The sequence below is a fragment of the Solibacillus isronensis genome, assembly GCF_900168685.1.
GTDB classification, from domain to species: domain Bacteria; phylum Bacillota; class Bacilli; order Bacillales_A; family Planococcaceae; genus Solibacillus; species Solibacillus isronensis_A.
Genome location: NZ_FVZN01000014.1, coordinates 628,502 through 649,966, shown reverse-complemented (window position 1 = coordinate 649,966; position 21,465 = coordinate 628,502). Strand labels below are relative to the sequence as shown.

At 40.5% G+C, this 21,465-nt stretch carries 17 protein-coding genes; all 17 read right to left on the bottom strand.

The annotated features are described in order from the left end of the window. Window positions 1-240 precede the first annotated feature (240 nt). Entirely contained in the window at window positions 241-1,794 is a 1,554-nt protein-coding gene (rny, locus tag B5473_RS11780; protein WP_079525364.1) for a ribonuclease Y, read from the bottom strand. A 750-nt stretch (window positions 1,795-2,544) separates the two neighbouring features. Further along, window positions 2,545-3,615 (bottom strand): recombinase RecA, encoded by a 1,071-nt coding sequence (gene recA, locus B5473_RS11770; RefSeq protein WP_079525360.1) that lies wholly within the window; start codon window positions 3,613-3,615, stop codon window positions 2,545-2,547. 166 nt (window positions 3,616-3,781) lie between these two features. Next, window positions 3,782-5,041, bottom strand: coding sequence for a competence/damage-inducible protein A (locus B5473_RS11765; RefSeq protein ID WP_079525358.1), 1,260 nt, complete (start codon window positions 5,039-5,041; stop codon window positions 3,782-3,784). Between the two features lie 278 nt (window positions 5,042-5,319). Further along, window positions 5,320-5,898 carry a CDP-diacylglycerol--glycerol-3-phosphate 3-phosphatidyltransferase gene (gene pgsA, locus B5473_RS11760; protein WP_079525356.1) on the bottom strand — a complete coding sequence of 193 codons (579 nt, stop codon included), beginning with the start codon at window positions 5,896-5,898 and terminating at the stop codon, window positions 5,320-5,322. A gap of 46 nt (window positions 5,899-5,944) precedes the next feature. After that, a complete protein-coding gene (locus tag B5473_RS11755; RefSeq protein WP_254865299.1) occupies window positions 5,945-6,847 on the bottom strand; it encodes a helix-turn-helix domain-containing protein in 903 nt (300 codons plus the stop codon). 48 nt (window positions 6,848-6,895) lie between these two features. Then, window positions 6,896-7,684, bottom strand: a complete 789-nt coding sequence (locus B5473_RS11750; protein ID WP_079525352.1) for a DUF3388 domain-containing protein — start codon at window positions 7,682-7,684, stop codon at window positions 6,896-6,898. A gap of 252 nt (window positions 7,685-7,936) precedes the next feature. Further along, the gene (locus B5473_RS11745) at window positions 7,937-8,122 is read right to left on the bottom strand and encodes a hypothetical protein (protein ID WP_079525350.1); all 186 of its coding nucleotides are present in this window, start codon (window positions 8,120-8,122) and stop codon (window positions 7,937-7,939) included. Window positions 8,123-8,186: 64 nt separating this feature from the next. Next, window positions 8,187-8,444 carry a DUF3243 domain-containing protein gene (locus B5473_RS11740; RefSeq protein WP_079525348.1) on the bottom strand — a complete coding sequence of 86 codons (258 nt, stop codon included), beginning with the start codon at window positions 8,442-8,444 and terminating at the stop codon, window positions 8,187-8,189. Between the two features lie 47 nt (window positions 8,445-8,491). Then, entirely contained in the window at window positions 8,492-9,220 is a 729-nt protein-coding gene (ymfI, locus tag B5473_RS11735) for an elongation factor P 5-aminopentanone reductase (protein WP_079525346.1), read from the bottom strand. Then, window positions 9,217-10,521 (bottom strand): EF-P 5-aminopentanol modification-associated protein YfmH, encoded by a 1,305-nt coding sequence (gene yfmH, locus B5473_RS11730; protein WP_079525344.1) that lies wholly within the window; start codon window positions 10,519-10,521, stop codon window positions 9,217-9,219. Before yfmH ends, ymfI begins: the two co-directional genes overlap by 4 nt. 3 nt (window positions 10,522-10,524) lie before the next feature. Beyond that, window positions 10,525-11,787: an EF-P 5-aminopentanol modification-associated protein YfmF gene (yfmF, locus tag B5473_RS11725; protein ID WP_079525342.1), complete on the bottom strand. Its 1,263-nt coding sequence runs from the start codon at window positions 11,785-11,787 to the stop codon at window positions 10,525-10,527. Window positions 11,788-13,009: 1,222 nt separating this feature from the next. Continuing rightward, window positions 13,010-13,969 carry an ABC transporter permease gene (locus B5473_RS11720; protein ID WP_079525339.1) on the bottom strand — a complete coding sequence of 320 codons (960 nt, stop codon included), beginning with the start codon at window positions 13,967-13,969 and terminating at the stop codon, window positions 13,010-13,012. Window position 13,970: 1 nt separating this feature from the next. Further along, window positions 13,971-15,020: an ABC transporter permease gene (locus B5473_RS11715; protein ID WP_079525337.1), complete on the bottom strand. Its 1,050-nt coding sequence runs from the start codon at window positions 15,018-15,020 to the stop codon at window positions 13,971-13,973. Continuing rightward, window positions 15,020-16,561: an ABC transporter ATP-binding protein gene (locus B5473_RS11710; RefSeq protein WP_079525335.1), complete on the bottom strand. Its 1,542-nt coding sequence runs from the start codon at window positions 16,559-16,561 to the stop codon at window positions 15,020-15,022. Before B5473_RS11710 ends, B5473_RS11715 begins: the two co-directional genes overlap by 1 nt. A gap of 261 nt (window positions 16,562-16,822) precedes the next feature. Then, complete coding sequence (locus tag B5473_RS11705) at window positions 16,823-17,935, bottom strand: BMP family lipoprotein (protein WP_079525333.1); 1,113 nt, start codon at window positions 17,933-17,935, stop codon at window positions 16,823-16,825. A 61-nt stretch (window positions 17,936-17,996) separates the two neighbouring features. Further along, complete coding sequence (locus tag B5473_RS11700) at window positions 17,997-18,725, bottom strand: GntR family transcriptional regulator (protein ID WP_079525331.1); 729 nt, start codon at window positions 18,723-18,725, stop codon at window positions 17,997-17,999. A 199-nt stretch (window positions 18,726-18,924) separates the two neighbouring features. Next, entirely contained in the window at window positions 18,925-21,216 is a 2,292-nt protein-coding gene (locus B5473_RS11695) for an FtsK/SpoIIIE family DNA translocase (protein WP_079525329.1), read from the bottom strand. Between the last annotated feature and the right edge of the window lie 249 nt (window positions 21,217-21,465).

Below are 21,465 nucleotides of genomic sequence, written 5' to 3'. Positions count from 1 at the left end.
TTAGAATGAAGAAATTGGACGCATTTTACATATCTAAGGAAAATCTTCGCTTAAATAACCAACTCTTCGTCTAAAGTGGGCACCTAACCATTCTTATATTACCTAAGTTTACCACAATGAAACATTTTTCTTGAAACCCTCTAATAGAAACACAAAAAGACACCCCTTTCCCTCACAGAGAAAATGGATGTCTTTTATTCTATATCCTAAGCTTACGGATTTTCAATTGTTAGTAAGTAATTACTTCGCATACTCCACTGAACGTGTTTCACGAATAACCGTCACTTTGATGTGACCTGGATAATCGAGTTCTTCTTCAATACGTTTGCGGATATCTCGCGCTAAACGATGTGATGCCAGATCATCGATTTTTTCAGGTTGAACGATAATACGTACTTCACGGCCTGCTTGGATCGCGAATGATTTTTCAACACCGTCATAGCTTTCCGAAATTTCTTCCAGCTTTTCAAGGCGGCGAATATAGTTTTCCAGTGTTTCACTGCGGGCACCTGGACGAGCTGCTGATAATGCATCGGCTGCTGCTACAAGTACGGCGATAACTGAAGTTGCTTCTGTGTCACCGTGGTGGGATGCAATTGAGTTAATCACAACTGGGTGTTCTTTATACTTCGTTGCCAGTTCCACACCGATTTCAACGTGGCTTCCTTCGACTTCGTGGTCTATTGCTTTACCGATATCATGCAGTAACCCTGCACGACGCGCTAATGTCACATCTTCGCCTAGTTCAGCAGCTAGTAATCCTGCTAAGTGGGCTACTTCGATTGAGTGTTTCAATACATTTTGACCATAGCTTGTACGGTATTTCATACGACCAAGAATTTTCATTAAATCCGGATGCAGGTTATGAATACCTACTTCAAATGTTGTTTGCTCCCCTGTTTCGCGGATTTGCTCATCCACTTCACGGCGAGATTTTTCAACCATTTCTTCGATACGTGCCGGGTGAATACGACCATCTTGAACTAGTTTTTCCAATGCAAGACGAGCTGTTTCACGGCGGATCGGATCAAAGCCGGATAAAATAACTGCTTCAGGTGTATCATCAATAATCAGATCGATACCTGTAAGTGTTTCTAATGTACGGATGTTACGGCCTTCACGACCAATGATACGGCCTTTCATCTCATCATTCGGCAGATTTACAACGGACACTGTTGTTTCTGCAACATGGTCAGCTGCAAAGCGTTGTAATGCAAGTGATAAAATTTCTCGAGCCTTTTTGTCCGATTCTTCTTTTGCACGCAATTCCGATTCTTTTGTCATTACAGCGATATCTGTAGAAAGTTCGTTTTCAACTTCCTTCAAGATAACCTCTTTCGCTTCCTCGCGCGTCAGAGCTGCAATGCGCTCAAGCTCAGTCTTTTGACTTGCAACAAGTTGTTCTACTTTGCTTTCCATCTGTTCAATATGCTGTTGTCTGCTAGCCAGAGCTTCTTCTTTACGCTCTAAGCTTATCTCTCTTTTGTTCAGAGTATCATCTTTGCGGTCAAGGTTTTCTTCTCTTTGCAATAAACGGTTCTCTTGTTTCTGAAGCTCTCCACGACGGTCACGAATGTCATTTTCCGCTTCAGTTCGAAATTTGTGAGTTTCATCCTTTGCTTCAAGCAGTGCTTCTTTTTTAAGTGCATCTGCTTCACGTTTCGCGTCTTCCACGATTTGCTCGGCAACATGCTTTGCACCAGTCACTTTTGATTCATTCACGTTTTTCATGTAGAAATAGATAACAGCGACACCGACAGCGAATCCTAGCAAAGCAGGGAGTATCATTTCCATAATATCGTTTCCCTCCTATGCCTATATATGTCTGATGTTCTCTTAGTCGGCTAAATATATCTGAATTGTTCAAACATACCGCCTATTCATTTCAAAATTTAGAAATTATACATTTTAATTGTATAGTTCAAAATAAGGTATGTCAAGAATAGCCATGGTTTAAGGGTTTTTTTATATTTTTTGGTTGAGTTGGTTTGGTGGTGGTGATAGGGATTAGTGTATCCTAAAATTTGTGTATTGACATCGTAGAGAGCTTGCGGGCCCTGTGGTTTTAGTATACCCTAATTTTACCAATATATACCTATCGAAGTAGCAGGTGGCGGTTGGAAGTTCTAATAAATCTCGAAAAGTTCTAATATATTTTTATTTGTTCTAATAAACTTTCGAACTTCCAATATATCTCTCACTTCTGCTAATAAGTGTTCCCGATTTTCTAATATCGCTTTCTGATCTTCTAATATCGAGGCGAGATTTTCTAATAAACCAAAATTTGTTCTAATAAAAAGTTCCCTCTGTACTTTTTCCACGATGTTCTCTATCAACATTCATTCAAAATCGGCCATGTCAGTCCGATTTTCTAATATCTCCACCTAATCTTCTAATATCACTCAAAGTTCTTCTAATAAACCTCAATTTTGTTCTAATAAAATTACAAGTGCACACCCACCCGCAGGTACTTTGACCAAAGTCCCTCCCCCTCAAAACAAACAAAACCCAAGCAAACTTCTTCGCTTGGGTCTGTAACATTCATTATTCTTTTTCGTCTTCGAATAATTCCAGTTCGTCCAGTTCTTCTTCGTCAGTTGTATCGTTGGCGCCGATTGTGTAGCCTAGTTCGCCGATACCGAAGTGTTGACGGATTTTTTCTGTTACTTCTTCTTTCATTGCAGGGTTTTCTTTGAAGAATTGTTTTACATTTTCACGACCTTGGCCGATTCGTTCGCTGTTGTAAGAATACCAAGAACCGCTCTTTTGGATGATATCCAGTTCTGCACCGATGTCGACGATTTCGCCTTCTTTTGAAATCCCTTCACCGTACATAATATCAACTTCCGCTGTACGGAATGGTGGTGCTACTTTATTTTTTACAACTTTGATTTTCGTTTTGTTACCGATAATTTCTGTACCTTGCTTAATCGCTTCACCGCGACGTACTTCTAAACGGATAGAAGAGTAGAATTTAAGGGCACGTCCACCTGTTGTTGTTTCCGGGTTACCGAACATAACACCGATTTTTTCACGAACTTGGTTGATGAAAATAGCAAGCGTATTCGATTTGTTAATAACACCTGATAATTTACGTAATGCTTGAGACATTAAACGCGCTTGGAGACCCATGTGCGAGTCACCCATTTCGCCTTCGATCTCTGCTTTTGGTACTAATGCTGCTACTGAGTCGATTACGATAATATCGATCGCACCAGAACGTACTAATGCTTCCGCGATTTCAAGTGCTTGTTCACCTGTATCCGGCTGTGATAATAATAATTCGTCAATGTTAACGCCTAATTTTTGTGCATATACAGGGTCAAGTGCGTGCTCAGCATCGATAAATGCTGCTGTACCGCCGTTAGCCTGTACTTCTGCGATGGCATGTAATGTAACTGTTGTTTTACCAGATGATTCTGGTCCGTAAACTTCTACAATACGTCCGCGCGGGTAACCGCCTATACCTAATGCTGCATCAATTGCGATAGAGCCTGATGAAGTTGTATCGATTTTGTTGTTCGAGTTTTCACCTAACTTCATAACAGAACCTTTACCGAATTGTTTTTCTATTTGTTTTAACGCCATATCTAATGCTGCTTTACGATCGCTCAAACTATTTCCTCCTTAAGAAAAAGCTTTATTTAACTTATGTCTCTATTATACTTGCTAATGAGATAACATTCAAGAAAAAAGCGAACATATTTTCGCTTTTTCTTTGAATGTTTCTAAATGCCTTTAAATCAAGATTCAAACTGTCTTTTTCATAAGAAACCGACAACTAAATCAGCTTTTTGTATCCTTGATTCGCCAATTCCCTCATTAAATAGCTGAACGTAAACTTCACGGCGCGGATCCGGTTTGTATTTCTTGAGCCGGTTAATTGCAGTCGATACGTTAATGGCTCTGTGTCACCAATCTTAATACCAACCCAGATTGATCCTGCAGGCTGTCCGTCATGATCCCCCGGTCCTGCTGCACCCGTCAGCCCGACACCGATATCTGTTCCGAACTTCTCTCGGACTTGTGTCGCCATTGCCGCAGCACATTCACTACTGACGATGCCCTTTTCGTCAAGAAGTTCACCTGAAATATCAAGGTGTTTGATTTTCGCTTCTTTCGTATACGTTACAACACCACCGATTAATGCAGATCCGACACCCGGAACTTCAGCCAGCTCCGATTGGAATAGACCAGCCGTTAAACTTTCGGCAGCGGAAACCGTCAATTCATTTTCCAGAAGCATTTGCACAAGCTTAAATCCTAATGACTCATCATTTACACCGTAATAGTATTCTCCGACAATATCGAGAATTTCACGTTTCTTTAATTCAATCAAACGGAATGCTTGTGGTTCGTTTTGCGCTTTTGCTGTAATGCGCAATGTTACTTCACCGTCTGAAGCAAGAGGGGCAACCGTTGGATTTGTCTGTTCATCCAAAATGTTCTGTATACGGGTTTCCAGATCTGCTTCGCCAATACCGTAAAAGCGCAGTACATGCGATAAAATAACCCCGCCGTCATGTAGAAGTGCGGCAAGTTTCGGCTTCGTTTCATATTGGAACATCGGCTCAAGTTCTTTTGGCGGACCCGGCAGTAAAATATAAATACGGTCATTTTCTTTTAAAAACATCCCCGGTGCCATACCGTGCTGGTTTAATAATACATCGCAGCCATCCAGTACAAGCGCCTGTTTCCGGTTATTTTCCGTCATTGGTCGTCTTTGCTTTGAGAAGAACTCTTCAATTGCAAACAACGCCGTTTCATCAAACACTAATGTACGATTCAAATGCTTCGCAATCGCTTCCTTCGTCAAATCATCCTTTGTCGGACCTAAACCACCTGAGAAGATAATTACATCCGCGCGCTGTTCCGCAATTTTGATCGCCTCTAAAAGCCGAGCCTCGTTATCCCCCACAACTGTATGATAATAAACATTAATGCCAAGTTCCGAAAGCTGGCTCGAAATAAATTTCGCATTCGTGTTGGCGATTTGTCCTAATAATAATTCCGATCCTACCGCTATGATTTCTGCATTCATTCCTAAAACCCCCTATAGATCAATTTCGCCTTGGCGTAATTGAGTCCAGATTTTTTGAGTATACGCTATAGCGTATACTCAAAAGTACCTTTAGAAAATCTGTGACATCTGCCAGAGGCTTTTTTTACAGCAGTTGTTTTGGCAACTGCTGTAAAAATAAAGAAAAACTAGATTAGAAAAACATTCCTCGCATACGCAAGTCTTGTTCTATCTTTTATGGATACTTATTACTATTACCTATCCTAAAAGAAATTCTAACCTAGTTTTAGAAATTTTATTTATTTTGAATCCAATAATGCACGACGGTTTAAATAGAAATAATCCCATCCAGACCATACTGTAAAGAATAATGCTACATAAAGCATAATCATATCAAAAGGTATGCCAACTAATGTAAAAATCGTATTGTGTAAAATTAATGCAGAAATCGCCACGATTTGGGCCCAAGTTTTAATTTTACCAAGCTGGTTCGCCGCTACGACTTCCCCTTGCCCTGCTAAAATCAATCGAAGTCCCGTTACCGCGAACTCACGCGAAATAATGATAATGACAATCCATGCAGGTGCCAGGTCGATTTCCACCAATAAAATAAAGGCAGCAGAAACGAGCAGCTTGTCTGCAAGCGGGTCCAAAAACTTCCCTAAGTTCGTCACTAAATTATATTTGCGGGCATAGTAGCCATCTACCCAGTCCGTTGCCGATGCGAAAATAAAAATCAGTGCCCCAACAAAGTAGTTCACTTGCATTTCCGCGCCAAACAGCGTCATATTTCCCCAACCGAAATCAAACATCATTACAATCACAAATATTGGGATTAATAAAATGCGTGAGACTGTAATCTTATTTGGAATGTTCATTTGTTAACACCTTTCGTCTAAAGAAAAGAGCCATCTTTTAAGATGACTACTCTCCTTGTCCTTCATTCACTAATTTTAAAATCACGTTTTGAGAAACCATATCTTGTGCGTAAGTTAATTCTACATCATTTACGTAAACTTTTGCCACTTTTGAGTTTCCTAAGCGAATACGTGCATAACCGTTTGCCGTTGAATCATGTTCTACTACTTCTCCAGCTTTGTAGACACGTGCATTTACTTGCTCCTGGCGGCTTTCATTACGAATACCAACCCATGTATCTCCTGCTACTTCAACACGAATCTTCAAGCTGTCTGTTCCTGATACTTCAAACGTTGAATCTTCGCCTTGTACAACACCTTCACTGATTGTTTGAGCTACTTCAGGCTCGTCTGTGACAGGTTCTTCAGGCTCAACGTTTTCTTCAGTGTCATCTTCTGTAGTTTCTTCGTTGTCTTCAACAGGTTTTGTTGGTGTTGAATTCGGATTTTGTTCGTATTCAATCGGTTTATTATCTTCTTCTGCTACATCCGGCACACTGCCCGTTTTTTGGATGTATAGAGTTGTAATTACAATAATAATGACAATCGCAAACAATGCAACGATCAATTTCGGCATTGCTTCCATCATCTTATTGCTCGATGTCGCTTTCATATTGCGGCGACTCGGACTTTGCGTGAATGATTGGGCGACCTCTTCTTTTTGCATTTCCGGAATATCTTTTCGATACTCAGTTAATACTTCATCCGCATCTAATCCAACTGCTTCAGCATACTGCTTGATGAAGGCACGTACATAGAAAGAGCCAGGCATAATAGTATAGTTGCCTTCTTCGATTCCTATTAGATAACGTTTTTGGATTTTAGTGATATTTTGTAAATCATCTAAACTATAACCTCTAGCTAATCTCGCTTCCTTCAAGCGAGCTCCTAGTTCCGTCAAAAAAAACACCTACTTTTAATATATTCAAATAAAGTTGGCACTAAGCCCTCTTATTTACTAAAAATCAAACCCGCCAAAATGGTCTGTACTCGATAACATATTATTCTTTTCGATAATTTCATATGTTATTTCTTCATCCGGCTCATGGCGCAATTCGATAATATAGTCAAAATCTTCTATTTTATATGATGAATGCTGTACGAACAGATCTGGATGCTCTATGACTTTAATCGTCGGCATACCCATGATTTCCCGAACTAACTGCTGGTGGCGTTCATCCGTCGAGCGACGTGTCACGGCACCATCCAATATAAAAATATTATTCCCATTAAACTCATCGCCCATTAACGTATTCCGGACGGTTTGTTTAATCATAGTAGAAGAGATGAAAATCCATTTTTTATTCGCGCACACACTTGCAGCAACGATTGATTCTGTTTTTCCTACACGCGGCATTCCACGGATCCCAATTAATTTATGCCCTTCCTTTTTAAATAATTCGGCCATAAAATCAACTAAAATTCCTAATTCGTCACGTACGAACCGGAATGTATTTTTTTCATCCGCATCTTTCGGAATATAATGCCCGTGCCGAACAGCCAATCGATCACGAAGCTTTGGCTCACGAAATCTTGTTACATTAATATTTTCCATTGTTGAGACGATTGAAATAAAACGCTGGATAGATTCTTCGTTCTCTGTAGATAACAGCATTCCTCGATGCTCCTCATCCACACCGTTAATCGAGACAATATTAACGCGAAGCATTCCTAACAGCGATGCAATATCTCCTAATAAACCTGGTCGATTCACTTGAATTTCATATTCAAAATACCATTCGCCCATTTTGTATCTGTCCCCTCATAATAGAAACGTATTTATTTCTTACAAGTTCCATCATAGCGGATTTTCTACCTATTGAAAAGTTAGAAAGCCACGTTTTTGTTAGTTTTCTTGAAATAATTTTTGAAAAAACACGTTCTAGAAGTATCAATGTTGGACAATCGTGCATTTACAGTTGGAGATTGGTACTACTAGAAAATGATGCAAGGAAAATTTGTTTATAAGAAGGGGGATTTATTAGACCTTCTTATTAAGTTAATCCCCAATATGTATGGAATAATCCCCACTTTTTATGTAGGTTAATTTATTCTCCAATTCTATAGAGATATTCGTCAGTTTTGACCATTTAATCGTCAACTTAAGGGGCTTATTCGCCACTTTATAGTGATTAATCGTCAATAACAAGTAGTTAATCGCCATTTCAGAGAGCTTATTCGCCACTTTCGCCTCCATAAAAAAATGCCGCTCACTTATACAGTGAGTGACATTTTTTTCGTAAAACTAATTAGTGTGTTGTTTTGTTTTGAACGAGCTTCATGATACAGCTTGCAATTGCTTGCTTTTCGTCCTTTTCGGCAACAGACCATAAGTCAGATAATACGCGCTCTTGCTCATTTTGTGGGTCAACGTTTTTCGCAAGATACTCGCCAATCTGAACTGCGGCTTTCTCAATCATTTTATTAGGCATGCCGCTTTCTTTTGCATCAGATACTTGTTTACCTAAGAAGCTTGTCCATTGTTCCCAGTTTTGTAATAGTCCCATTTGCTTTCCCTCCTCTCGCACAAATAGTATGTGCGGATATCGGGAAATTATATGTACCAGCCGCCATTAACTCGAATTATTTGCCCTGTTACATAATCGGCGCGTCCGCTCAAATAAAAAGCCGCCATATTGGCGATATCGAGCGCTTCACCAAATGACTGCAATGGAATTTGGCTTTGAATCATTTCGCGCTCCTCGGCATCAAACATTGCGTTCATCTTCGTATTGATAATTCCGGGTGCAATCGCATTAACGCGAATACCGCTAAACGCCGCTTCCTGCGAGTATGCTTTCACGAAGCTGTGCTGGGCGCCTTTTACAGCTGAGTACGCTACTTCGCCTGCGGCACCGACATCTCCCCAGATCGAACCAATGACAAGCACATAGCTGACTTTGTTCGCTCGCAATTTGCCCGCAAGCAGTGCCGTCGTTCGCATCGGATTTTGTACATGGACATGCCAAAGTTTGGTCATTTCCTCGGCTGGTGTGTTTTCCAGTAAATCATAAAATGCATGGCCGTTCGCATAAACGATCGCCTGCAATGAAAAAATTTGGGCGGCAATCTGCTCCGCTCCGGTGTCACTGCTGAAATCGGCTTTTACCGGGATAAACTCCTGATCCGGAAAGTTCTCGGTAAACACTTGAAGCATACTGTCAATGACAGTATGCCCAGTATGATAATGCAGATAGAGTGACCAGCGATCCTGTGCTAATTGCTGGCAAATCGCCTGCCCAATCGCGCCGGATGCACCGCAAACTAATGCAAACTTCTTCATTTTTGATCGCGCCCGCTAACTGGCATGATAGTAAACACCGTTTGTTGCTCTTCACCTTGAATTGTTTTAAATGCTTTTTCGATATCTTCCACTGTAATTGTCTCCAGTACCGGTACAACATCGAATAAATTCATGTCATTGAATTTGTAACGTGTAAACTGGTTGGCGATAAATTCGATTGAATTCAGTGCACGCAGGAAGAAACCGATTTTTTTACGTTTAATACGCTCTACATCTTCAGAAGTGAATAAGTTTTTTTGCTCTGTTTCTGCCAGTTTATCTTTAATCAATTTGGCAAGCTGTTCCGGCTGTTCTGAATCCGAGCCGATCAGTGCAAATCCATAGCCATTTTCCAATGAGAAATCATAACCGTATGACTCATCGATTAAGCCGTTTTCATATACATCTGTATAGAACGATGAAGCGCGGCCGAATAAACATTCAACACCGATTTGTACAGCAAGCTCATGCTTCAGCATTTCTTCGCCGCTTAAATCAACTTGTTTCGCTTTTAAACCAACATATACTTTTGGCTTTTGTACATCCATATGAAGCACGCGCTCTTTTTCAGCTACATTTGTAGGTTCTTCATCAAATAAGCGTTTTAAGTCTGTCGGCTCCTGGAATGTCTTTTTGTTTTGGTTATCTTCAATAAATGCCATCATTTCAACAGGGTCTACTGCACCGATTACGAACAATAGCATGTTTGACGGATGGTAGAACGTGTTGTAGCACGTATATAAATGCTCGGCTGTAATTCCATCAATTGAATCGATTGTGCCGGCAATATCAATTTTCACCGGGTGGTTGTGGTACATATTTTCAATCGCACCAAAATATAAACGCCAATCCGGCTGATCATCGTACATCGTAATTTCCTGCCCGATAATGCCTTTTTCTTTATTTACCGTTTCTTCCGTGAAATACGGCTCCTGTACAAAATTCAATAATGTTTCCGTACTTTTATAAATATGGTCCGTTGCAGAGAACAGGTACGCTGTGCGGGTAAATGATGTGAACGCATTCGCCTGCGCGCCTACTTCACTGAACTGTTGGAATACATCCCCGTCTTCTTTTTCGAACATTTTATGCTCTAAAAAGTGGGCAATCCCGTCCGGAACAGTAATCGGCTCTGTTTCTCCGATCGGTACGAATGTACGGTCAATCGAACCGTACTTCGTAGTGAATGTCACAAATGTCTTTGAAAAGCCTTTTTTCGGCAAAATGTATACGTCTAATCCATTGTTTAGCTGCTTGTAATATAATGTTTCATCTAATTGCTGGAATTCAATTGTTTCCATGGATTACTCCCCCTTACCGCATAAGAAATACGTTGCTTCTAATTTAATATCCTGTGCCACTTTCTGCACATCTTCTTTTGACACAGATTGCCAGCGTGCAGTCCACGTATCCATAGTAAACGGTTCGTCTAATACTTTGTATTGGTCAAAAATTTCGATTTGGCCACGAGGGGAATCCAATGCTTCTTTTAATTGGTTAATGAGCATCGCCTTCGTTTGCGCCAATTCCAAATCAGTAATTTCACCATTTTGCATCACTTTTAACTGTTCAGCAATTAATTTGCGTGCCTTTTCTTCATTTGCCGGCTCAATACCTGACACGACAAACAGTAATCCGTATTGTGAAGAATAAGAGCTTGATGCATAATAAGCTAAACTTTCTTTTTCACGGACATTCATAAACAGTTTTGAATGGGCATATCCGCCAAAAATACCGTTGAAAATTTGCATGATTGGGAAATCTTTATCGCCAAATCGTACTGGTGTCGAGTAGCCGATATGCAGTTTCCCTTGTTTCATTTCCTGCGTTTCTTTCGTATAAGGTTCTACGTTTGCAGGATTTGTATCTTCTTGTGTTTTAGGCAGCGCATTGCGGTCAGCAAATTGGAATGCTGCTTTTAACTTTTCCGTCATTTCTTCCACATTAATATCACCGACAACGTAAATATCAATGACATCATTTGCTAGCATATCTTCATATGTTTTTGTCAATGATTGTGGTGTAATGGCTTTTACGGCTTCGATATTCCCGTTTGCAGAAAATGATGCTGCACTGTTTGGACGGATGATTTCTGTTAAACGTTTTTGTGCGTAGCGCGACTTGTCATCGAAAATTGATTGAATTCGTTGGATGACCATTTCTTTTTCACGGTTGACAATGGATTCTTTAAATACACCGTTTTCGTAGTTCGGTTTGAAGATCGCTTCCTGGATCAGGTCGATTGCTTCATTTAATACATTGCCATGCGATAAATATTGGTCGTTTACTGTTTCGACATTTAATAGTACGGTATGTTCCTGACCGCGCTTGGCTGTGTCAAAATACAATACTGTGCCGAATAGGTCATCTAAATAGCTGCGGTAACTTGCCGATGTTGGAAATTTTTCGTTACTGTGCTGCAGGACATTCGATAATACTGTACGCTGTGCCGCTGTTTCTTCATTTAATGGCGTTCTCCATTTTATCGAAAAGTTCACCGTTTTGAATTGGGCGGTTTGTCGTATATGAAGCGAAACACCTTTCGCAATTTCGGTTGTTAAAAACAAAAAAACTCCTCCTGACTACCTCGTGAATATAAATATAAATGCTTCTTCTCTACTATACATGTGTTGCCTTGATTTGTGCAAAGTTATTATCCGTACTAAGTGTTCCCTAATTCGTGACATTTATGAATGAAAAGTGTGAAGGTGTAAAAAAATAAAAAAACTTCTTTTTAATAAAGGTTTTATACGCTTTCTGTGTTTCTTCATGTGGCTCGTTGTGCTGCGTGGCGGGAGGCCAACACGATGTTGGTCACGAATGCGTTGTCACACGATGTGACGCTCTTAGCATTCGTTCCTTTATTCTTTTAAGGGCGTGGCTCCAACTAACTGGATGTATGCCTCTACGGCGGCATACATCAAGTGGATTTTCCGCGCACGCTTAATAATCCCCAAGGAGTCGGCCCCTCCACTCCGCGCAACTATGGTTTTGTATGAAGTTTGGGCTACTTATTTAATTTGAGACAAGTTACGGTGAATTTTATTCCCTTTAAATTTAAAGTTCACGCTTTAACACAACTTGGTTATCAAAAACGGGTTTTCTACTTTACGTTCTACCTATTCTATTTTTCCTTGAATAGTTTCTACCTTTAAACGTTAAATTTTCTACTTCTCCCTCTATACGTTACACTTTTTCCAGCTAATAAGCTAATAAGTTCAACACTTTCTACTTTCCTGGAGATTTGTTCTATTTCACCCTAAATAATTTCTACTTTAGCCGCAAAACTTTCTACCTTATCTTAAATAAATTCTACTTTCTCTCTCAACTTGGCTAATAAATTTTGTGTTTCTACTTTACCGACGATTAATTCTACTTTTCATTGAATAGCTTCTACTTAGCAGTAAAACTTTCTACTTTCTCTTCAAAAGGTTCTACTTTCACCCGTAACTTGGCTAATAATTTCCACGCTTTTTACTTTACCGGCGAATCGTTCTACTTTTACATAAATAGTTTCCACTTTAGCCTGAAAACTTTCTACTTTCTCTTCAAAAGGTTCTACTTTCACCCGTAACTTGGCTAATAATTTTCACGCTTTTTACTTTACCGGCGAATCGTTCTACTTTTACATAAACAGTTTCCACTTTAGCCTAAAAAATTTCTACTTCCCCTTCAAAAGGTTCTACTTCCCCCTACAACTCGGCTAAAAAATCAAACCCCCCGCCCACTCAATCAACAAAAAAAAACCGCCTGTACAAATCCACTTTGTACAGGCGGTTGGTTTTATAATTAGCGTTTTCCTTTGATATATGGAACGCCTGATGCTTTTGGTGCTACTGCTTTTCCTACGAAGCCTGCTAATGCCAGGATTGTCAGGACATATGGTAGTACTTGCAGGATTACCGGTGGGATATCTTGAATGAACGGGATGTTCCCGCCACCGATACTTAATGTTTGTGCCAAGCCAAAGAATAGTGCGGCACCTAATGTTCCGATTGGATGCCATTTACCGAAAATCATTGCAGCAATAGCGATGAATCCTTGTCCGGCTACTGTAGAGCCAGAGAAATCACCAGATGCTGTCATAGCCAATGAAGCACCACCGACACCTGCTAATGCACCGGAAATCATTACACCGATATAACGCATTTTCGCTACATTAATACCCATCGTATCTGCTGCCATTGGATGTTCTCCCACAGAGCGAATACGTAAACCGAATGGCATTTTGTAAAGAACAAACCATGCTCCTACCGCAACAACCAATGCGATAATTGTTGTGGAGTATACATTTTGGAACAGGAGCGGTCCCAAGAACGGTATATCTGATAAAAATGGTATTTCAAAACGTTGTAATGGTGCAGAAACCATGTCCGTTTGACCTTTACCGTAAATTAATTTAACCAAGAATACTGTAATCGCTGCAGCAAGCATGTTTGCTGCTACACCTGTAACAGTTTGGTCTGCACGGAACGTTACAGCTGCAACGGCAATAATTAACGAGAAAATTGCCCCTGCCAACAATGCTGCCAATAAAGCCAGCCAAATGACGTTTTTCCCAAAGTCAGCATAGTATTCAAGGTTAATATAAATACCTGTAAATGCACCGACAATCATTAACCCTTCAACACCAAGACCGATTACCCCTGCACGCTCCGAGAATAGAGCCCCGATACCTGTTAAAATAAGCGGTGTTGCGTATAAAAGGGCAGAAGGGACGATAAAGTATAACACTTCTAAAAAGCTCATGTTACTTGCCCTCCTTTTTCTTTCCGAATTTCTGTAAACCGACACGTAAAATATAGCCTGAAGCTACGAATAAAATAATTACCGCAATAATGATCGATACGATTTCTTCCGGAATACCTGCTTCATTTGGCATGTTTAATGAACCGTATTTCAGGGAACCGAATAATGAAGCTCCGAAGAATACACCGATCGGATTGTTCGCACCAAGTAATGCTACGGCGATCCCGTCAAATCCGATACCTGAAGCTGCTGCTTTAATCGATGCGTTCTGGTATGTTCCCAATGCTTCCATCGCACCGCCAAGACCGGCGAACACACCGGAAATTGTCATTGCTAAAATGATGTTGCGGTTTACGTTCATACCTGCATATTCAGCAGCGTTTTTGTTGAACCCTACTGCTTTCAACTCATACCCGCGAGTTGTTTTTTCTAAAATAAACCACATGACAACTACCATGATCAGTGCCACGATAATCCCTAAGTGAAGACTTGAATTGTCCGTAATTTCACGTAACCACTGATTACGTAATGTCGCTGACTCCAATACCGTCGGCGTTTTGAATCCGCCGTCTGATAATGATTTAATCGCAGCATTTGTTAAATATAATGCTGTGTAGTTTAACATGATCGAAGCAATTACTTCGTGTACTTGAAGTTTTGCTTTCAGGAAACCTACGATAAATGCCCAGAATGCCCCAGCTGCCGCAGCCGCAAGTAATGCTAATGGCAAGTGGATAATACGTGGCAATCCATCAATTGCATAACCGACATATGCCGCTGCAAGCCAACCCATTAATAGCTGACCTTCAACACCTATGTTGAATAATCCCGTACGGAAGGCAAATGCTACCGCAAGACCTGCTAAAATATACGGTGTAATTTGACGGATCGTATTACCGATAGAATAGGAATCTCCGAAAATACCATTCCATAGTGCTGTATATCCATCGATTGCATCATAGCCGCTGACAACCATGATGATCCCGCCAACGAGTAATCCTAAAACTACCGAGATGAGTGGAACGAGCAGATTCACAACTCGATTTGACATTATTCGTTCCCCTCCTTAACTGCCTTTGCTTTACGTTTTTCACCGGCCATTAATAAGCCCAGCTCTTGTTCAGATGTTTCTTTCGGATAAACCGTATCAACAATTGTCCCATCATAAATAACGGCAATGCGGTCAGAAACGTTCATAACTTCATCTAATTCAAACGAAATCAATAATACGGCTTTTCCTTTATCACGTTGCTCGATTAAACGAGAGTGAATAAATTCAATTGCCCCTACGTCCAATCCACGAGTAGGAAGTGCTGCAATAAGCAGATCCGGATCACGGTCGACTTCACGTCCGATAATCGCCTTTTGCTGGTTACCGCCTGAAAGCGCACGTGCTGGCGTCATTTCGCCTTGACCTGAACGAACATCATACTCTTCAATGATTTTGCGAGCTTTTTCATTAATTTTCTTATAGTCCATAATAACGCCCTTTGAAATTGGCGATTTGTAGTAAGTTTGTAGTGCGATATTGTGCCCAATAGGGAAATCCAGGACAAGCCCGTGTTTGTGACGGTCCTGAGGAATATGTCCTACACCTGTTTCCGTAATTTCACGCGGTTTTAAGCCTGTAATATCTTTGCCGCCTAAAGTCACTTTACCGCTCTTAATTTTGCGCAGTCCTGTAATGGCTTCAATTAATTCTGATTGACCATTTCCGTCAATCCCTGCAATACCAACGATTTCACCACGGCGAATCGATAAATTCAGACCTTTTACTTTTTCGACATCCCGGTAATCCGTGACAACAAGGTTTTCGACTTTGAAGATTTCTTCAGTAGGGTTTGCTTCCCCTTTTTCTGTTTTGAATTCTACTTGTCGGCCTACCATTAATTCCGCCAGCTGATCCGGGTTTGTTTCGTTCGTTACGACCGTTCCAACCCCTTCACCTTTACGGATAATTGTTACACGGTCAGATACTTCCATAATTTCTTTCAGCTTATGCGTAATGATGATGATCGACTTGCCTTCTTTGATCAGAAGTTTTAAGATCGCCATTAATTCTGTAATCTCTTGCGGTGTTAATGAAGCAGTCGGCTCGTCAAAAATAAGAATTTCCGCACCGCGGTATAATGTTTTTAAAATTTCTACACGTTGTTGCATTCCGACAGAAATATCTTCAATTTTCGCATATGGATCCACATCCAAGTTGTATTTCTTCGATAATGCAGCGATATCGTTTGCGGCATCTTTAATGTTGATAGCTCCCATTTTCGTAGGTTCGCTGCCTAAAATGATGTTTTCCGTAACCGTAAAGTTTTCCACAAGCATAAAGTGCTGGTGCACCATTCCGATTCCTAAATCATTCGCTTTATTTGGATCTGTAATTTTTACTGATTCTCCGCGTACTTTAATTTCTCCGGCTTCTGGTTGATATAGACCGAAAAGTACATTCATTAAAGTCGACTTACCTGCACCGTTTTCTCCTAGTAGTGCATGAATTTCGCCTTTTTTTAACTGGAGGGTGATATTATTGTTTGCTACGAAATTACCGAACTCTTTGCGAATCCCTAGCATTTCAATCACGTATTCCACTAGACTCACTCCCTTAGGCTATTTATCTTTTAAAGTATTTTTATAAAATTAACACATGAAAGATTTTTGTAAAAATCTTTCATCTATTAATTTTTGAAGACGAATTCTACACTAAATAAGTCCCTTGTCTTACAATTCTATGAAAATATAACGCTTACATTTCACTCAATACTAAATTTACTGAATTTTTAAAACAAGCCCTTACATTAGAAAATCATCATAGGGGAATAATTCCCCTATGATGACTACCATTAAGAATTATTATTTATCTTTAGGTTTTTCTTCTGAAACTTTAATTTCGCCAGAAGCAATCTTCTCTTTATATTCTTCTACTTTATCCATTACTTCTTGAGGAATTGCACCACGAGAATCTGCTAAGCCAACACCATCTTCAGCTAAACCGTAAACAGTAGTTGTACCACCTGGGAACTCACCGTTTTTCGCTTTAGTAGCGATATCCACTACCGCGTTGTTAACACCTTTTAACATAGAAGTTAAAGTGATGTTTGTAGAGTCATCAACTTGGCCTTCTGCATATTGGTCAGCGTCAACACCGATTACCCATACGTTAGCATCTTTATCTTTTGCTTTACGCTCTTTAGCTTCTGAGAATACACCGTTACCAGTACCACCAGCAGCGTGGAAAATAATATCTACGCCAGAAGAGTACATTGAGTTCGCAGCGATTTTACCTTTAGATGCATCGTCGAATACACCTGTGTAGTTTACTTGGATTTCGATATCCGGGTTAACAGCTTTTGCACCCTCGATGAAACCAGCGTGGAAGCGGTTAATTACTGGGATATCTGTACCACCTACGAAACCAATTTTGCCTGATTCAGACATTGAAGCTGCAACAACACCAGCTAAGAAAGCACCTTCTTGCTCTTTGAACAGGATGTTTGCTACGTTATCCGCTTCTACTTCAGCATCGATTAATGCTAACTGTGCATCTGGATTGTCATTAGCGATCTCTTCAATTGCATCACCCATCATGAAACCAACACCGAATACTAAATCGAAGTCACGACGTAATAAGTTGTTTAAGTTTGTGTTGTAGTCAGCATCTGATTGAGATTGTAAGTAATCGAAACCACCGTCACCTTTAGATAGGCCGTTGTCAGCACCGAATTGTTGAACACCTTCCCAAGCTGATTGGTTAAATGATTTGTCGTCTACGCCACCAACGTCTGTAACCATTGCGATTGAGAAATCGCCAGAACCTGCGTCAGTGCTTGTTTCAGAACCAGAATTAGAATCATTGTTTGAAGTGTCTTTTGAATCAGTTGACTCTTCGTCAGTTCCACATGCCGCCAAAATTGCACCAGTTGCTACTACAGAAGAAATTAATAAACCAAATTTACGCTTTTTCATTAATGAGTCCCCCTCAAAGGTAATTGATATTAGCAGGAATTAAATAATAGAAATTATTGTTCTACACCCGTTTACGTACTACATGGAAGCTGAATTTGTCAGCTCTAAAATAATTTTTTGAATAAAGAACAACACGATCATTTTCATCATAGTGAAGTTGCTTTAATACAAGCAATGCTGTTTCCGGCCCACATTTCAATATCGGTGATACTTCATCGTGGAAGCCTACTGGATCAATATATGTCACTGCATATGCGACACGGATAGATCCGGTTTGCTCTAAAGCCGAGAAAATCGAAACGTTTTGATTACTTATAAATTCATTTGGCAGTAAATTGGCCGGTACTTTGTCTACACAGTAAACAACCGGTTCATTGTCTGCCGTTCTTACACGTTCAATCGTGATAACATTGTCATCAATGTCAGCTTGGAAACGTTCCACATCATCTTCCGTGGCTTTTTCTTCCTTCGCACTGATGAAGATTGTGCCTGGATTCATACCAGCGTTTTCAATCATAGAAGATACACTCGATAAATGCTCAATGCCTGACGTAAAGACCGGCTTTGGATTGACGAATGTACCTACACCATGACGACGGATAATAACGTTTTCTTCTTCCAAAAGTCGCAGTGCTTCACGAAGCGTTGCACGACTTACACCCAATGTTTTTGAAAGTTCGAATTCTGAGGGTAATTTTTCGTTCTCACGATAGGTCCCTTTATCTATATCTGACTTCAAACGATCAATAACTTGTAAGTATAAATGACGATGATCTGCTTTAATTGTCAATTAGTATCACCACCATAACATAGAGATCAGACATCTGATGTACAACATTCCTACTAATTCGTGAATAATATAACACTTTAAACGAAAAAAGAAAACATATTTCTTTAAATGTGTCACGTTAATGTGAAAAATTAGCGAATTTATTTCAAAACTTATAGAAAAGAATATATTCCGAAAAGTGCGACAATGTCAAGGTTTTCTAGTATCTATTTCCTAGCACTTGACGCGGTTTACTTCCTTCTGGTGGTCCGACAACTCCGCGCTGCTCCATCTGATCGACAATTCGGGCTGCACGTGAATACCCGATTCTGAATCGGCGCTGCAGTAAAGATACGGAAGCTGTTTGCATTTCCAGCACGAGTTGTACGGCTTCGTCATACAAGTCGTCCGTCTCGTCCATTACGTCAACAATCGGTTCATCGGTCGGAATCATCGCCTCCTCATATTGAGCTTTTTGCTGCTCAATGACACTGTTAATAATTCTTTCCACTTCATGATCACTTACAAATGCACCTTGCACACGGACTGGTTTGGATGCCCCTGCCGGTAAATAAAGCATATCACCGCGGCCAAGTAATCTTTCGGCACCGCCCATATCCAAGATTGTGCGGGAATCGACAGCCGACGAAACGGCAAATGCAATACGTGAAGGAATATTCGCTTTGATGATGCCGGTAATAACATCAACGGACGGTCTTTGTGTTGCGATAATGAGGTGAATCCCTGCTGCACGCGCCATTTGGGCAAGTCGTGTAATCGCATCTTCCACTTCACTCGAGGCAACCATCATTAAGTCCGCCAACTCGTCGACAATTACGACAATATACGGAAGCTTCGGCTGTTTTTCCATTGCACCTTCATTGCTTATATCGATATATTCGTTATATCCTTCAATATTCCTTGTACCGGAGTGTGAAAACAGATCATAGCGTCGTTCCATTTCCGACACAACTTTCTGTAATGCCTGTGCCGCTTTACGCGGATCTGTTACAACTGGCGCCAATAAATGTGGAATACCGTTATACACACTTAGCTCTACCATTTTTGGATCGATCATCATCATTTTCACTTCACTTGGTTTTGCGCGCATCAATAGTGACACAATAATGCCATTGATACATACACTTTTACCGCTCCCTGTTGAACCGGCAACTAATAAGTGTGGCATTTTGTTAAGTTCTGCCGCAATCGCCTGGCCTGTTACATCGCGACCCAAACTTACTAACAATTTGGCCCCGACTTTCACCTGTTCATTTGCTTCAAGCACTTCACGTAATGTAACGACGGCCACTTCACTGTTCGGCACTTCGATTCCGACAGCAGATTTACCTGGAATCGGTGCTTCAATACGAATATCTTTTGCTGCAAGGGCAAGTGCCAAGTCATCTTGAAGGCTGACAATTTTACTTACTTTTACACCTGTGTCCGGCATTACTTCATATTTTGTAACTGCTGGACCTAAATGAACTTGTGTCACTTTCGCTTTTACACCAAAGCTTAAAAATGTTTGTTCCAGTTTCTTTGCATTTGTTTGAATGACCGAATATTCACCGCTCTGATCATGTTCCGGTGGCGGGTTCAGCTGCTGCATGGACGGCAAAATGTAAGTTTGATCCGTTTCGGATGTTACGGCCATAATCGGCTCACTTATTTTTTCCTCTACTTCGATTTCGATACCTTTTTGCTGTTCCTGCTTTACTTGCTCCACAAAATTCGAAATGATCGGCTCATGATGTGTTGGCGTTGCTGTCGTAATAATCAGGTCTTCCAAATCAGCCGCTTCCTCTTCCATAATTGGTTCTGTTTTAGAACGACGCTGCTTCTCTTTAACTTCCGGTTTTGGTTTACTTCTTGTGCTGCGTTTCGTTCTTTTGAACTTTCCCTTAAGTGTAGGGGCTTTCTCCACTAATATTGGCACGAGCGCTTTTCCGGTAATTAAAATGATCCCGATTGCCAATAATACAAATGCGGCAATTTTTGCACCGGATGCATCGAATAAAACATGGAACAGGCTGAATAATAATCCGCCGATCATACCGCCGCCGAGCGCATTGCTGCGGTTTACGATTCCATCTGTGCTGATGAGTATTCTCCACGTTTCCTTTAATACGGAATTTGACAACAGTGTGTTCGTTGCATGCATTTGCTCGAATAACAAGCTATGACTGAAAATCGTCAAGCTTGCCCCGACAAACAGCACACCGTATACGACACGGGTATTAAATGCAACACCCCGGCGTTTGACCATTAACATCCCTGCAACTAAAAAGCATAGTAATGGGATGATAAAATGCAAATTGCCGAAGAAAAACATCGCGATAGAATGGAGCATTCTTCCCACGAGTCCGAACTCCAGAAATTCGATAATGGCTAATGCGATGAGCAGCAATCCGATGATTTCATATGCGAGCGGATGGAGTTCTTCTTTCGTTTTTGGCTTTAGCGTCGGCTTTGCTTTTGCTTTTGTTTTAGTACTTTTCTTTTTATCCAATCTTTGTTCACCTACTTAAAAATTGTTCCTTAATGTTAGACGCCAAAGTTGCTGTATAGGCTTCCGGGTGATGGTGAGGCGTTATATTTAATCAATTAACTTAGCTTGTGCTGAATAGAATAATTTTTACTGCTATGTACCGAAAAATCAGTTTTTTTCAGATAGTATTTACCGCATTTATCCAGCATTCTCTAATACTAGTAACAAGGGACATCTCCACTCCGGAAATTCAGTTAGAAAAAGGGCTTT